We start from the raw sequence: 12,552 nt of genomic DNA on the forward strand, positions 1-12,552 counted from the left end.
ATCTAAATCTGATAAAAATGCAAAAACGTATCCAGATCAACAATGTCGAACAAATAAAGGCGTTCAGAGCCATGCTTCCTTTAGATGCCTATCTTACGCAAACCACCATATCAAAGACATTAAAAGACCTGATCAAGATCCGTGCTTCCCAGATTAACGGTTGTGCTTATTGCATCAATATGCATACGAAGGAGGCTATAGATAACGGAGAAACGCTGCAGCGTATTTTTCTGACCAGTGCCTGGAGAGAGGCAACCCGGTTCTTTACTGAAGAAGAGCAAACCGTACTCGCAATTACAGAGGAAATTACCCTGATTCACCAGCATGGATTGAGCGATGAATTGTATCAAAAGGCACTTCAGTTTTTTGATGAAGACCAGATCGCAGCGCTCATTATGGCAATTGTTACGATCAATGCCTGGAACCGTATTGCCATCAGCACGCACGCGCAAATCGAAGACTAAACCTTTTCACGGGAAAATGCCATGGCGCCGGTAAGATGCCAGGGCATTTTCCTATAAAAGCATGGCGTCGGGCGCTTGTTATTTCTTTATAACAGCCGTACTAAGGACGATGGCGAGTCCAAAGATGAATTTCATAAAGGGGTAAAAAGGTTCAGGAGATTTTAATCTTCGAAATGGTCTTGCCTGTTGCCTTCGGCGGTTTGCCCATGTCCTCGCGGGCTTGCCGTATGGCTTCCAGGATCAGTGCTTTGACCTTGGGGTTCCTGTAGTCTTTAGGTTGTGCAACAGTGATGTGCCGTATCAGGTTGCCTGTTCCGGTGAGCAAGCCATGCGGATCGCTGAGCAGCGTGCCTTTGTTGAAGCCCAGGTTGAGATGATTGGTATAGATAGGGAGCATGCAAAAGGCGTCGGAAAGCTTTTCAGAAAGCGAGAAGACAGCCGTAAGCGCATGGGTATGGTATAGCAGCTCAATGCTGTCGGGGTGCAGCGCAAGCACATAGCAGCGCAGGTCGGTGAACAGGTCGATGACGGCTTTGCTTTTGAGATCCAGCAGCGGCTGAAAATCGGTGTGTATGGGTCTGGCGTCTGTCATAAAGGAATGGCATTGCGCCAGTATTTGTGTAGCGCATTGTAAAATAAGTACCGGTCCGCTTTCCCGGGAAGACCGGCTACCTGCCCGTCACCCAGCTCAATGATCAGCCATTCGCCGGATGTTGTTTGGGCAATATCCATGGAGAAAAAGTTGCTCTTTATCGTTTGCGCTATTGTTTCGAATAAGGCCAATGGTGGTTGCGGCGCTTCGGGATAAGTACCTTCTTCCCAATAATCAAAACAACCCAGCAATTGGCCATTAAAAAAGAAGAGCCGGTATTCCTGTGTTAGCGGCATACTGCTGACGGAATGGATAGTAAGGTCTTTCAAGGCGACAAATGCTCTAAGTACGATGCCTTCGTTCAGGTCGTCGCCTTGCAGGCGCAAAAAGTTGGCAACTACAGTCTTTACCTTTTCCCGGTCCGATGCATCTGGAATGAAGCAGGCTGTATCCCAATAGTGTTTCTGAGACTTGACATAGTCTTTTATCATCAGCGGCGCTTGGCCAAAGACAGCGATGGCCCCGAATACCTGCTCATAGTCTATGGCCCCGTTTTCGGCACGGACCCATACCGTTTTAGGGGTATAGGCTTCAATAAAAGGGTAGCTATCGGGCAGGTAATGACAGGTTTGGTAGGCGACCGGACTGTTGATGAGCTGGTAATTCTTTTGAAGCAATGTCTGGTAAAGCAATGTATATTGCCAGGGCTTCAGCATCCAACCCCTGTACAGCAAGGTTACCATTGTTCCGGAAGGGGGGATATTCCGGATAGCGGCGGATGGATCCTTCTCAGCAACTAATATTTCGAAAGGAAACAAATGAGGTTTAAACCCATTGTCCAGCGCCGCACGCCACTCATCCTCATAGTCGGGATCGACCAGTGCAGGCGCCAATGGATGAGAGCAAAACAGGATATTCATAATGATAGTGGCAGATACCTCAAATATAATAAAATCCTTTCCATCTCCCGGCCTCCGGATATAGGGAGAAATAAAAACAGCCACACAAATCTGTGCGACTGTTCCTTATAACACGAAAAACATATTTATCCGTTAACGGCCTGCCTTTTCCAATTGTCAAGGCCTTTGTCTTCGTAATTGGCCCAAACCATACAGGCATGACCGATCATCAGCAAGCCCCAGGCAGAAGTGATCCAGATAGGCCAGGGATATACCCAACCAGTGGCGCCTGCATAGCAGATATACCACAGCACAATATTAACAATAGCAAATACAACTAAGTGGAGGAACCAACCGCCTACTTGTTTGCCGGTTGCAGGTAATTTCTTGGGCATATCGTGAACTCTTTTAAAAATTGAACGGTGCAAAGATAAACAGTAAGTTCGTTTTTCAAAAATGATTTTTAACCTTCGATCATGTCTTCTTTTTCTTTAATGATATAGTCCCGTACGCGCACATCGAATGCCGGCGCATCCTGCAGCAACTGAACCCTGATGGGTAGCACGGCCACCGGTATTTGCCATTGTCTCAGTGTGTCGGCATGCATGGCCAGCCGGGTAGCATCTTTTTCCGTAGTTACAATCACCTTCTGTGTCACAGCCCAATTGTTGCAGGTCTGGCGCATTTCCTCCAGGTTCGCATCGGTAAAATAGTGATGGTCGGGGTAGCGTAGCAGGTGCACTTCGGCTGCTGCGCTTTTTAAATGCTCCAGCATCGATTCCGGCTTGGCGATGCCACTCACCATCACCACATGGGCGCCGGCGGCGAGGGGCAGGGGCTCACCGGTGAAAAAATCAACGGGAGTGTCGTAGGCGATAGCCGAAAAAAAGACCTGCTGGTGCGCCAGGGGTTTGATCCGAGCAATCATTTCCTGTTGTATGCCGCCGGCCAGGTGCGGCGGACATTTCGATACAATAATGATATCGGCCCGCCGGTAAGCTTTGCGGCTTTCTCTCAGGCTGCCGAAAGGCAGGATGAAGTCCTTATAAAAAGGTTTGGCAAAATCGATAATGAGCATGTTGAGGCCGGGGCGTACCGAGCGGTGCTGAAAAGCATCGTCCAGTAAAACCACCTCTACTTCGGGCTTTTCTCCCAATAGCCGGGGTATACCTGTCATACGATCTTCACACACGCTTACCACGATCTCGGGAAATTTGCGGTAGAACTGCAAGGGCTCGTCGCCAATGCTGCGGGCGTCGGTTTGCGGGCCGGCCAGGTAGAAGCCGGTGGTACTGCGCTTATAGCCCCGGCTCATGGTCGCCACCCTGTATTCATATTGAAGCAGGCGGATGAGGTATTCGATATGCGGCGTTTTGCCCGTGCCGCCTGTCGATAGGTTCCCCACCGAGATCACCGGTACGCTGAACTGTATAGATGAGATGAGACCGGCGTCGTAGAGCTTGTTGCGTAGCCACATGATCGCTCCATAAAGGAGCGAAAAGGGATAAAGCAGGGGCTTGAGCAGCTGTATCAGCAATAGCAGTGGATTCATGGTAAGCGTAATATGAGGGCGAAGGTAATGGAAAAGCTCAGGAAAGGAAACAGGGACCACCGCCAGGGGTGTACAGCACCGGAACAGCAGCTCTGGCCGCACAATGCGGCGTTTACACAAATAGCAGAGCCGTCTCCTGCTCGGGGACAGCTCCACAGTGGTTTCAATGGGATAAAGGAAGTGGGTTTGCCTTATGCTTTTGTGTTTGGCGGGCGGAAATATGTAAAGCAAGGCAGAAATGCTTTACAAAGATGGGATACTATTGCCAACAATAAATGACGAGCCCGTTAGCATTACATGAAGGTGCCGTGAAACGAAGGATAAGCCCGTATTAACTTTGTGCAAACAGTGTAATACTTAACCGGCCGTTAATACACGATTTGTTCTTTTGCGTAAACGATCGGTATGAAATTCCTGGCCTTTGCATTAGTAATGTGTGCCCTGCACGGTACTATATATATCGGGCAGAAGGCCATGCTGCACTATCGCCGCGCCCTGCGGCGGCAATATTGAGCCGTTCTGCTCTTCGTCCCTGCGATGCCGGATAACGGCATGTTAATAGCGATCCGTTTAACAACTTCCTCGCCGGCTATCAGTTAATTTTGATATAACAGAAGTATTATTATGTCAAAAGCAGCCGTTATTGCAGGTAGTTCGGGGTTAGTCGGAGGAGCGCTGCTACTTCAGCTTTGCGCCAGTAAAGCCTTTCACCAGGTCATATTGCTGGTACGCAGGCCTTCGGGTTTTATTCATGCCAAAGTAAAAGAGGTGATCGTCGACTTCGACCGTATAGAGCAATATGCTGATGCGATAAAGGGAGACGTATTTTTTTCCTGCTTGGGCAGCACCCGGAAGAAGACGCCGGACAAAAGGCGGTATTACCAGATCGATCACGATTATCCCCTGGCTATGGCCCGCATAGCTCAGGCCAATGGTATAGCGCAGTTTCACCTTATATCTGCCATAGGAGCAGGCGTGCAGGCATCCAATTTCTACCTGAAGATGAAGGGCGAGACCGACCGGGACATTGCCGCCCTGCCTTTTCAGGCGGTGCACATTTATCGTCCTTCTTTCCTGGACGGGCCGCGCGAAGAGCGCCGCTTTTCGGAGCGGATCGGCTTAGCGCTTTTCAGTGTTTTGCAGCCGCTGATGCGGGGTAGCCTCCGCAAATATCGCAGTATCGATGTGAAGCATGTAGCGGCCGCGATGGTCCGGCAGTCGCTTGACAGCGCACCCGGCGTACATTATTACACTACTGAGGTGATCGAACGTATAGCAGCAAGCGCTGGTTAGAACAATCCCACACCTTCCAGCACGTATTCCAGTATTTTTTCCCGGGGAGCAAAGGGCTTTACGCCATCAAGCTTCAGGTACCCGATCCCGGCTGCGACCACCTGTTCCCGGCTGGTTTCTGCTATCGCTTTTCCCAATGCAGCTGCCCCGGCCTCCAGCACACAGGCTTCCGGAATGAGGCCTACCACTTCACACCCGGTAGGTACCACGCCATAGGCCGCCGCCAGCGCCTTACAGGTATCCCACACGGTTAACGGGGAGGTAATACGGTAGTCAAGCAGGTTCATCGATACCTGGGCACAGTCAAAATCGGCCATATACCATCCGATCGCGCGCAGCATGGGCAGTAGCCCCTTGTTACGGCTGCGCATCTGCCGGGCAATATCTGCGGCAATACCGGCGTCGCGGGTATCGAGCGAAATATTGAAAGCAACCAGAACATTGCGTGCGCCAATAACCGTGGCACCCGTACGGGATATCTGCCCCCAGCCCTGTGGCGTCGATGGACCGTAATCGGGTTGCCATTCGGCCTGCTTCATTTTGGCCTGCAATCCTTCGTATCCACCTTTCCTGATGTCGGGCAGCGCGCGCCGGTAATCGGTCTTAGCCGACTGCTCGTACAGGTATACAGGAATATCCAGCTCATCGCCTACCCTTTGACCCAACTGTTCTGCCAGGCTGAGGGCAACCGCGGTCTCAAGACCGCCCAAGGGGATCAGGGGACATACATCGGTGGCACCGATACGGGGATGGGCGCCCTGCTGCCGGCGCATATCAATCAGCCGGCCGGCGGTTTCTATGGCGCGGAAAGCTGCTTCGGCAACGGCTTCGGGTTGCCCGGCAAAGGTAAATACCGTGCGATTGGCCGACGGGCTGGGATCGATATGCAGTAGCTTTTGTCCGGGAACGGCAACGATGGCCTCGCGGATCCGGTCGATAACGTTCAGGTCATTTCCTTCGCTGAAATTGGGTACGCATTCGAGCAATGGCTTCATAGCGGATAGCTGTGCGGCTTAACACAGACAAGGGTCAAATGTACTATACTATTCTTGCTGTGTCATGAGGCGGGTGTACAGGCCACGTAAAGAAATAAAAGAAAGTTAATGCATAAATTATGAATATTGCTTTATCTTCGCGACCACCAACCAGATCAGGTAGTGTTTTCAATGTGGTGTGTTTTCTACTCAGCTTTTTCACTATCTAAATACACCTAAATTATGGCAGTTAATTTTATTGAATTGGCCAGGAGCCTGTTCAGCCCCGATCTCATCAGCCGTACCGCCGTTTTGTTGGGCGAAAGCGAAGCCGGCGTCACAAAGGCCGCCGATGCCCTGGTGCCTACGATTCTCGCGGCGCTTTTTGCCAAAGGTCAGGAAGCCCGTGGCGCCGGCTTAAGCGACCTGTTGCACGAAGCGGACAACCTGTCGGCCCGGCGCGGCATCCTGGCATTGCTGGAGCAGGCCACCGGTACCGGCGGAGATACCTGGCGATATCAGTCTTCGGTATTGCTGCATCGCTTATTCGACGGCAAGACCCATGAGGCGGCGCAGCTTATCGCCGACTATTCGGGGCTGAAAGGAGTATCGGCCGAATCTTTGCTTGGTGCGTCGGCGCCTCCTATATTGAGCCTTGCGGCCGATCAGGCCAGAGCCGAGGGCAAATCTGGCGACCATGGGTTCTGGGCATACCTTATCGGGTTAAAAGAGCAGATATGGCGCCATTTCCCGGCAGGCTTCTCCATCGCGGGTCTCCGGGGCGCTACGGAGCCTGGATCGGGCTGGGTGAGCAACAACTATACCGGTTCTGACAGGAAAAAGGGTGGCGGTGGCTGGCTATGGATCCTGCTGCTGGCAGTAGCCGGACTCGGATTATGGTACCTATTGGGGCAAAAAGGTTGCCGGAAGACCGATAATGCCCCGCTCACAACCGATACCATCGCTACGGCAAGCCGGGCGGTTACTACCGAATCGATAACGACTACAAAGCGGGAGCCGGTAAAAGTACAGCTCCCCGATGGTACCGGGCTGGATGCCTATAAAGGTGGCATTGAAGACCAGCTGGTCACTTTTCTCCAATCCGATTACAAATCATTGGGCGCCGATTCGTTGAAGAAGATCTGGTTCGATTTCGATAACCTCAATTTTGAAACGGGCAGCGCCACTATTACACCCGGAAGCCAGGTCCAGATCAATAATCTCGCTGCTATTCTCAAGGCATTCCCACAGGCCAAGCTGAAGATCGGTGGCTACACCGATAAAACCGGTAACGAGCAGGTCAATGTAAAGCTCTCCGGTGAGCGCGCCGCTGCTGTGAAGAAAGCCCTGGAAGCTGCGGGCGTAGGTGGGCAGATCGACGGCGCCGAAGGCTACGGCTCCCAGTTTGCCCGGTTCCCTGCCGAAGCGCCGGAAGAGGATCGTATTCAAGACAGGCATGTCTCGGTGAGTGTAAGAGGTTAGCGCAATGAAGCTTATCTTTACCGTATAGAGGCGGTCCCGGGAAATGCCGGGACCGCTTTGGGTTTCCCCTTGGTTTGCAGGCGGGCTACAAAGGGCGGCTATTGTTAAATTAATGATTGTATCTATATTAATTGTCCGTTTCCCATAATATAATCGTACCTTCGCGCCTTGTTTTTTAAAAAGGACATTTGAAGAGTATGACAACATTCCAAGAATTTGGATTGAAAGAAGAGCTTGTGCAGGCGGTGCAGGCTTTAGGGTTTACGACACCAAGCCCCATCCAGCAGCAAGCTATACCTCTGCTCGTACAGGAAACGACCGATATTATTGCTTTGGCTCAGACTGGCACCGGTAAAACGGCTGCTTTTGGCTTGCCTTTGCTGCATAAAATAGACCCGAATGACCAGGGGGTACAGGCTTTGGTGCTGAGCCCCACGCGTGAGCTGTGCATGCAGATCCAGGAAGAATTTGTAAAATACAGCAAATTCAGCCGCGGTATCCATACGCTGGCTGTTTATGGTGGTACGCCTATAGGCACCCAGATCAGGGAGCTGAAGCGCGGTAATGTACAGGTGGTAGTAGCTACCCCAGGCCGTTTGATCGACCTGCTGGAGCGCAATGCCGTCAACCTGGAAGAGGTGAAGATGATCGTGCTGGACGAAGCCGATGAAATGCTGAACATGGGTTTCCGCGACGATATCGACTTTATCCTGAAGAATACGCCGGTGCGCGAAAGCACCTGGTTGTTCTCCGCTACCATGAATGCCGATGTGCGCCGTATTTCCAAGCGTTATATGAAGGCGCCCAAGGAAGTAGCCGTGGCCAAGGAAAATGCGGGTAATGAAAATATTGATCACCAGTATTTTGTGACCCATGCCCACCAGCGTTTCGATGCTTTGCGCCGCATTCTCGACTTTGCGCCGGATATTTACGGCATCATTTTTACCCGCACCAAACAGGATGCCCAGGATGTATCGGAAAAGCTAATGCGGGAAGGCTATCATGTAAGCGCCCTGCATGGCGATATGGACCAGAAAATGCGTACTAAGGTAATGGAGCGCTTCAAACGTCGCCAGTTCCAGGCTATCGTAGCTACCGATGTAGCCGCCCGTGGCATCGACGTGAACGACATTACCCATGTGATCAATTATGAGCTGCCGGAAGATCCTGAAGTGTATACCCACCGCAGTGGCCGTACAGGCCGTGCCGGCAAATCCGGCGTATGTATGTCGCTGGTGACCTCGAGGGAGATTGGTCGTATACGCCAGGTAGAGCGTATGGCCAAGACACGCTTCCATAAGAGCGATATCCCCGATGGGGCCGAAGTAGTACGTAAGCGCCTGTTCCACTTTCTCGACAAGATCGAAGAGGCGCAACCCGAGCATGGCTTTGGCGAGATTTATAAGAAGAGCATCCACGAGAAGTTTGAAGCCATGGATAAGGATGAGCTGATCAACCGTCTGCTGTGGCTGCAGCTGAAAGATACCATTAAGGATTATGAGAATGCGCCCGATCTGAATGCCGGTTATACCGACCGTCGTGTAGAAAGGGAGACCAGCAATCGCAGCGGTAGTGTACGATTGTTCATCAATATCGGCACCAAAGATGGCGCTTCGGTCGACTCTTTGATCCAGTTTGTTGCGGAAATGACTGATATCGAGCCTGGTATGGTAAGCCGGGTGACGGTTAGGGAATTGAGCAGCTTCTTTAATGTGCCGGCTGACGCCGTAGAATTTATCGCGGAATCCCTGGGGCAACGTAAATTTAACAATAGGAAAGTGCGGGTCGAGGAAGCCGATAACAAACCCGGTTTCAGTGGCGGATCAGGATACGGAAAGCCGCGCGACAGCTATCGTAAGGGCGGTTATGAGAAAAAAGACTATGGTTCCGAACCCCATAAATTTACCCGGGCCCGGAAGCCTCAAAACAAATATTAACATTTTTTGGGGCGGATTTTTCCCGTATTGTGCTACTTTTGCCCCCGTACCAAATGTTTATGTGTAATGGGTTTTGATTTCGTACTTTGGTCCTGGCTTACTTTTGCTTTGCCAATCCAGCAACAAGCGCTGCCCCTGCAGCCGGTTGCAGAGAAAAAGGAAATAAAGACAGAACAGAAGACCGGCGTTGCCAGCTTCTACCACAACAAGTTTGAAGGAAGAAAGACAGCTACCGGCGAAGTCTTCGATAATGATAAATATACGGCTGCCAGCAATCACTTTAAATTGGGCACTTACGTAAAAGTGACCAATCAGTCAAACGGCAAGATCGTATATGTGAAGGTGAACGACCGCATGGGCCACCAGAGCCGTATGATCGACCTGGCAGAAGTAGCCGCCCAGGACCTGAGATTTATACGCAGAGGCACTGCTAAAGTAAAGATCGAAGCGGTATCGGCTGATGAAGGTAAAAAGCAGATCCTTGCGCAGAAAGCCGGGGATAGCCAACCTCAAAACGAACTGTAAGACAGGTTATCAATTATTAGACAGGAAAAATTTAATTTAGTACGAAGGCGGATGCAACAGCATCCGCCTTCGTACTTTTATGTATCGAATTTACGTTCGCCGCTTGCCATCAGGCTGGTACATTGCAGCCGGGATTGTGTATGGTTATCACAGTGAGCTCCTGGCAGCCTGTTTTTTGATGGGTTTCTTTTACGCAGTCGAATGATACAGGGCAGTCGACATAGACCGAAACGAGGGTAATGCGTGTTGGCGGTGTTACATTGCCGCCTACGATAAGTCCTTTGTCGCCTTGGTTAAGTGCAGAAATGATCTTTTTGTTTAAAGACAGTCTTGTCGTCAGGCACTTCTTTTTCATAATTGATGTTTTAAGTTCCATGCAAGATACAGCAGTCTACATAGGGTGGCAATACAGGAAAACCCTGTTTTTTACCTAAGCATTTTCCCCGATGTGCTTCCCCGCTCGTATCCCGGCAGAATGCTTATGATGCTTTACTCCGTTGATCCCATACTTCCAGGTAATGCCGATTGTACATAATACCCAGCACATTGCCGAAAGGGTCTTTCACTGAGGCCGTAATAAAGCCGGGACCGCGTTCTTTGATGCCTTCGTGTTCGGTGGCGCCAAGCGACAACAACCGTTCGAATGTACCAGGCAGGTCGTCGACATGCCAGTACTGGATCACGCCTGCGCCCGGCATCGGATGCGGGGCATATTTGCTATCTATAATACCCAGCTCGTGCTGGTAATCGCCAATGCGGAATTCGACATAGCCTGGTCGCTCGAAATAAGGCGGCATGCCTAATAAGAGGGTATACCATTCTTTGGCAGCCTCATGATCAGCGGCAAAATAATTGATGGTCGCAAAGCCTCTTAACATTTGTGTGGGGTTCATTGGGATTTGATTTTTGAGGTTAATAAAGTTTGATAAAGCAAATGTCTTCCCTCTTGCTGACAACCCTATGGTAGCCATATTGATCAGGTAGAAAATAATTTCTTGTATAAAAAGCAAAAAGAGCTGCCACAGCGGGCAGCCCGTATATCCTGATAATGGATGGTTTTTTTTGCTGAATCCCTTTTAGTTCCCGCGAATGCGTTCAGATTCCAGTTGCCCATCCTTCATCATGAAGGTACGATCGGCCATTGCGGCCAGCTCTTCGTTGTGGGTGACAATAACAAAAGTCTGTTGATACAAGTCCCGCAGCTCAAAAAAGAGCTGGTGTATGGCCTTGGCATTGGCCGTATCCAGGTTGCCGGAAGGTTCATCGGCAAAGATCACGGAAGGCTGGTGCACGATTGCGCGTGCAATCGCGACCCGTTGCTGCTCTCCTCCCGACAGTTCGGAGGGTTTATGGTCCATACGATGGGACAGGCCCACCGTTTTCAATATCTTTTTGGCGGCTTCGATAGCCTCATCCTTGGGTTGCCGGTCGATCCAAAGCGGCATGCATACATTTTCAAGCGCGGTAAATTCGGGAAGCAGGTGGTGAAACTGGAATACAAAGCCCATATGCTTGTTGCGGAAAGCCGCCTGCTTTTTGCGGGATAGGCGGAACAGCTCCTGGTCCATCAGCTTAACCTGGCCTGTATCGGGAAAATCCAGCGCACCCAGCAGGTGCAGGAGAGTGCTCTTTCCGGCGCCCGATGGTCCGGCAATGGCCACGAATTCTCCTTTGCCGATGTCCAGCGTTACATTGCTGAGCACAGTAAGTTGTCCGTATTTTTTGGAAAGTTGCCGGGCGCTGAGCATAGGTATCAGTTTCGGATCAGTTTATAATTTTCAAATTCAAACAGTCGCTTGCCGGTCCACCGGTTCAGCACAAACATAATGCGGTCTTTGAAGCTCATGTTGGAACGGGATGGGTCGTATTGAAATGTCCAGTCTTTTGCAGCGATGACCTCTTTCATATACACAGGATGCGGCTTGTCGAAATATTCCAGCCGGTCCACTTCGTTAAAGTCGAAAGGCGTTTCTTTACTGTGCCGGGCCACCCAGGCATCGTCGTGCCAGAAGCGGCTGAAGTATTCGGCTTTCTTCTTCATCAGCGACGGGTTGCGCGAATAGGAATAGTGGAATACCGGTACGCCGCAGTTGACCACCCGGAGCTTTTCACCTTCTGCCCCCTGCTCATACGCCGCCTGCGAGGGATATTTGCGAAAGCCTTGCGAATCTTTATAGGAGCGGATGTAGCCGCCTGTGTTTTTGAATGCTCTTATCTCGAAGGGATGCGTCTTGCGTGTGTTGCGAATATGGTTGAAGTCGCCCCAGAAATGATAAAAAGGGAAAAGCAGTCCTTCTACGGCGGGATCCTGGTCGGCATGCTTTATCTGCTGCAGCAACCGGGCGTGGTCCTGCTCGTGCAGCACTTCGTCTACCTGCAGGTGTATGGCCCAGTCGCCACTCACCTGGTCGAGGCCCAGGTTCGATTGTTGCGCAAAGACCTTGCCATTCTCGCGCAAAGCTTCGTCCCATATGGTATCAATAATCCGGATCTTCGGTTCATTAAGGGCGGCAACAGCGTCCCGCGTACCATCTTCCGAGTCGCCCACTACTACAATCAGCTCATCTACCAGAGGGAGGAGCGAACATATAGAAGGGATAAAAGGATAACCGTACCGGAAGCCGTTACGAACGTAAGTAAAGCCGCTTATTTTCATGAAACCCGTGTCAGATCGAAGGCCCACAAATGTACCACATTAAATCCAATCGCGCAGATGCCCGCATCGGTTGACTGGCGGTGCTGCATTTATTTTTGAGGAAATTAAACCTTTGGAAAACTATTCGATCCTAACTTGCGTTTAGAGAAATTAAAGGAAAGAGAGATAACAAAAATAA

Annotated in this window: 14 protein-coding genes; 5 read left to right on the top strand and 9 right to left on the bottom strand. The window is 50.8% G+C overall.

Annotation, left to right across the window (positions count from 1 at the left end):
- The first annotated feature begins 17 nt into the window (after positions 1–17).
- Positions 18–464 (top strand): carboxymuconolactone decarboxylase family protein, encoded by a 447-nt coding sequence (locus DZK30_RS00270; protein WP_118972091.1) that lies wholly within the window; start codon positions 18–20, stop codon positions 462–464.
- A 151-nt stretch (positions 465–615) separates the two neighbouring features.
- Here DZK30_RS00270 and DZK30_RS00275 read toward each other — a convergent pair whose 3' ends face one another.
- The 4 genes from DZK30_RS00275 to lpxK all read right to left on the bottom strand — a co-directional run bounded on the left by DZK30_RS00275 (position 616) and on the right by lpxK (position 3,609).
- Positions 616–1,056, bottom strand: a complete 441-nt coding sequence (locus DZK30_RS00275; protein WP_118972092.1) for a DUF1801 domain-containing protein — start codon at positions 1,054–1,056, stop codon at positions 616–618.
- A complete protein-coding gene (locus tag DZK30_RS00280; protein ID WP_162902719.1) occupies positions 1,053–1,976 on the bottom strand; it encodes an ATP-grasp domain-containing protein in 924 nt (307 codons plus the stop codon). The genes DZK30_RS00275 and DZK30_RS00280 overlap by 4 nt, the downstream gene beginning before the upstream one ends.
- Positions 1,977–2,101: 125 nt before the next feature.
- Positions 2,102–2,350, bottom strand: a complete 249-nt coding sequence (locus DZK30_RS00285; protein ID WP_118972093.1) for a 2TM domain-containing protein — start codon at positions 2,348–2,350, stop codon at positions 2,102–2,104.
- 68 nt (positions 2,351–2,418) lie between these two features.
- Positions 2,419–3,609, bottom strand: a complete 1,191-nt coding sequence (lpxK, locus tag DZK30_RS00290) for a tetraacyldisaccharide 4'-kinase (RefSeq protein WP_162902720.1) — start codon at positions 3,607–3,609, stop codon at positions 2,419–2,421.
- Positions 3,610–4,131: 522 nt separating this feature from the next.
- On the opposite strand from lpxK, the gene DZK30_RS00300 reads away from it, so the two are divergent.
- Complete coding sequence (locus DZK30_RS00300; RefSeq protein ID WP_118972096.1) at positions 4,132–4,800, top strand: NAD(P)H-binding protein; 669 nt, start codon at positions 4,132–4,134, stop codon at positions 4,798–4,800.
- On the opposite strand, the gene ftcD is transcribed toward DZK30_RS00300, so the two are convergent.
- Positions 4,797–5,795, bottom strand: coding sequence for a glutamate formimidoyltransferase (ftcD, locus tag DZK30_RS00305; RefSeq protein ID WP_118972097.1), 999 nt, complete (start codon positions 5,793–5,795; stop codon positions 4,797–4,799). The genes DZK30_RS00300 and ftcD overlap by 4 nt on opposite strands.
- 222 nt (positions 5,796–6,017) lie before the next feature.
- On the opposite strand from ftcD, the gene DZK30_RS00310 reads away from it, so the two are divergent.
- From DZK30_RS00310 to DZK30_RS00320, 3 genes are all read left to right on the top strand, one after another.
- Entirely contained in the window at positions 6,018–7,256 is a 1,239-nt protein-coding gene (locus DZK30_RS00310) for an OmpA family protein (protein ID WP_118972098.1), read from the top strand.
- 197 nt (positions 7,257–7,453) lie between these two features.
- Positions 7,454–9,193, top strand: coding sequence for a DEAD/DEAH box helicase (locus DZK30_RS00315; RefSeq protein ID WP_118972099.1), 1,740 nt, complete (start codon positions 7,454–7,456; stop codon positions 9,191–9,193).
- Positions 9,194–9,259: 66 nt separating this feature from the next.
- Positions 9,260–9,718: a septal ring lytic transglycosylase RlpA family protein gene (locus DZK30_RS00320; RefSeq protein ID WP_118972100.1), complete on the top strand. Its 459-nt coding sequence runs from the start codon at positions 9,260–9,262 to the stop codon at positions 9,716–9,718.
- Positions 9,719–9,827: 109 nt separating this feature from the next.
- On the opposite strand, the gene DZK30_RS00325 is transcribed toward DZK30_RS00320, so the two are convergent.
- The 4 genes from DZK30_RS00325 to DZK30_RS00340 form a co-directional block, all read right to left on the bottom strand.
- Positions 9,828–10,073 carry a class I lanthipeptide gene (locus DZK30_RS00325; protein WP_118972101.1) on the bottom strand — a complete coding sequence of 82 codons (246 nt, stop codon included), beginning with the start codon at positions 10,071–10,073 and terminating at the stop codon, positions 9,828–9,830.
- A 124-nt stretch (positions 10,074–10,197) separates the two neighbouring features.
- Positions 10,198–10,611: a VOC family protein gene (locus DZK30_RS00330; protein ID WP_118972102.1), complete on the bottom strand. Its 414-nt coding sequence runs from the start codon at positions 10,609–10,611 to the stop codon at positions 10,198–10,200.
- A gap of 183 nt (positions 10,612–10,794) precedes the next feature.
- A complete protein-coding gene (locus tag DZK30_RS00335) occupies positions 10,795–11,466 on the bottom strand; it encodes an ABC transporter ATP-binding protein (RefSeq protein WP_118972103.1) in 672 nt (223 codons plus the stop codon).
- A 5-nt stretch (positions 11,467–11,471) separates the two neighbouring features.
- A complete protein-coding gene (locus tag DZK30_RS00340) occupies positions 11,472–12,374 on the bottom strand; it encodes a glycosyltransferase (protein WP_118972104.1) in 903 nt (300 codons plus the stop codon).
- Positions 12,375–12,552: the final 178 nt, after the last annotated feature.

This window comes from Taibaiella koreensis, assembly GCF_003545715.1.
GTDB lineage: Bacteria > Bacteroidota > Bacteroidia > Chitinophagales > Chitinophagaceae > Taibaiella > Taibaiella koreensis.

Excerpts from the sequence above, each read along its gene's own strand:
- DZK30_RS00270 (WP_118972091.1), top strand. The coding sequence starts at position 18 with ATGCAAAAACGTATCCAGATCAACAATGTCGAACAAATAAAGGCGTTC.
- DZK30_RS00275 (WP_118972092.1), bottom strand. The coding sequence starts at position 1,056 with ATGACAGACGCCAGACCCATACACACCGATTTTCAGCCGCTGCTGGAT.
- DZK30_RS00280 (WP_162902719.1), bottom strand. The coding sequence starts at position 1,976 with ATGAATATCCTGTTTTGCTCTCATCCATTGGCGCCTGCACTGGTCGAT.
- DZK30_RS00285 (WP_118972093.1), bottom strand. The coding sequence starts at position 2,350 with ATGCCCAAGAAATTACCTGCAACCGGCAAACAAGTAGGCGGTTGGTTC.
- DZK30_RS00300 (WP_118972096.1), top strand. The coding sequence starts at position 4,132 with ATGTCAAAAGCAGCCGTTATTGCAGGTAGTTCGGGGTTAGTCGGAGGA.
- ftcD (WP_118972097.1), bottom strand. The coding sequence starts at position 5,795 with ATGAAGCCATTGCTCGAATGCGTACCCAATTTCAGCGAAGGAAATGAC.
- DZK30_RS00310 (WP_118972098.1), top strand. The coding sequence starts at position 6,018 with ATGGCAGTTAATTTTATTGAATTGGCCAGGAGCCTGTTCAGCCCCGAT.
- DZK30_RS00315 (WP_118972099.1), top strand. The coding sequence starts at position 7,454 with ATGACAACATTCCAAGAATTTGGATTGAAAGAAGAGCTTGTGCAGGCG.
- DZK30_RS00320 (WP_118972100.1), top strand. The coding sequence starts at position 9,260 with ATGGGTTTTGATTTCGTACTTTGGTCCTGGCTTACTTTTGCTTTGCCA.
- DZK30_RS00325 (WP_118972101.1), bottom strand. The coding sequence starts at position 10,073 with ATGAAAAAGAAGTGCCTGACGACAAGACTGTCTTTAAACAAAAAGATC.
- DZK30_RS00330 (WP_118972102.1), bottom strand. The coding sequence starts at position 10,611 with ATGAACCCCACACAAATGTTAAGAGGCTTTGCGACCATCAATTATTTT.
- DZK30_RS00335 (WP_118972103.1), bottom strand. The coding sequence starts at position 11,466 with ATGCTCAGCGCCCGGCAACTTTCCAAAAAATACGGACAACTTACTGTG.
- DZK30_RS00340 (WP_118972104.1), bottom strand. The coding sequence starts at position 12,374 with ATGAAAATAAGCGGCTTTACTTACGTTCGTAACGGCTTCCGGTACGGT.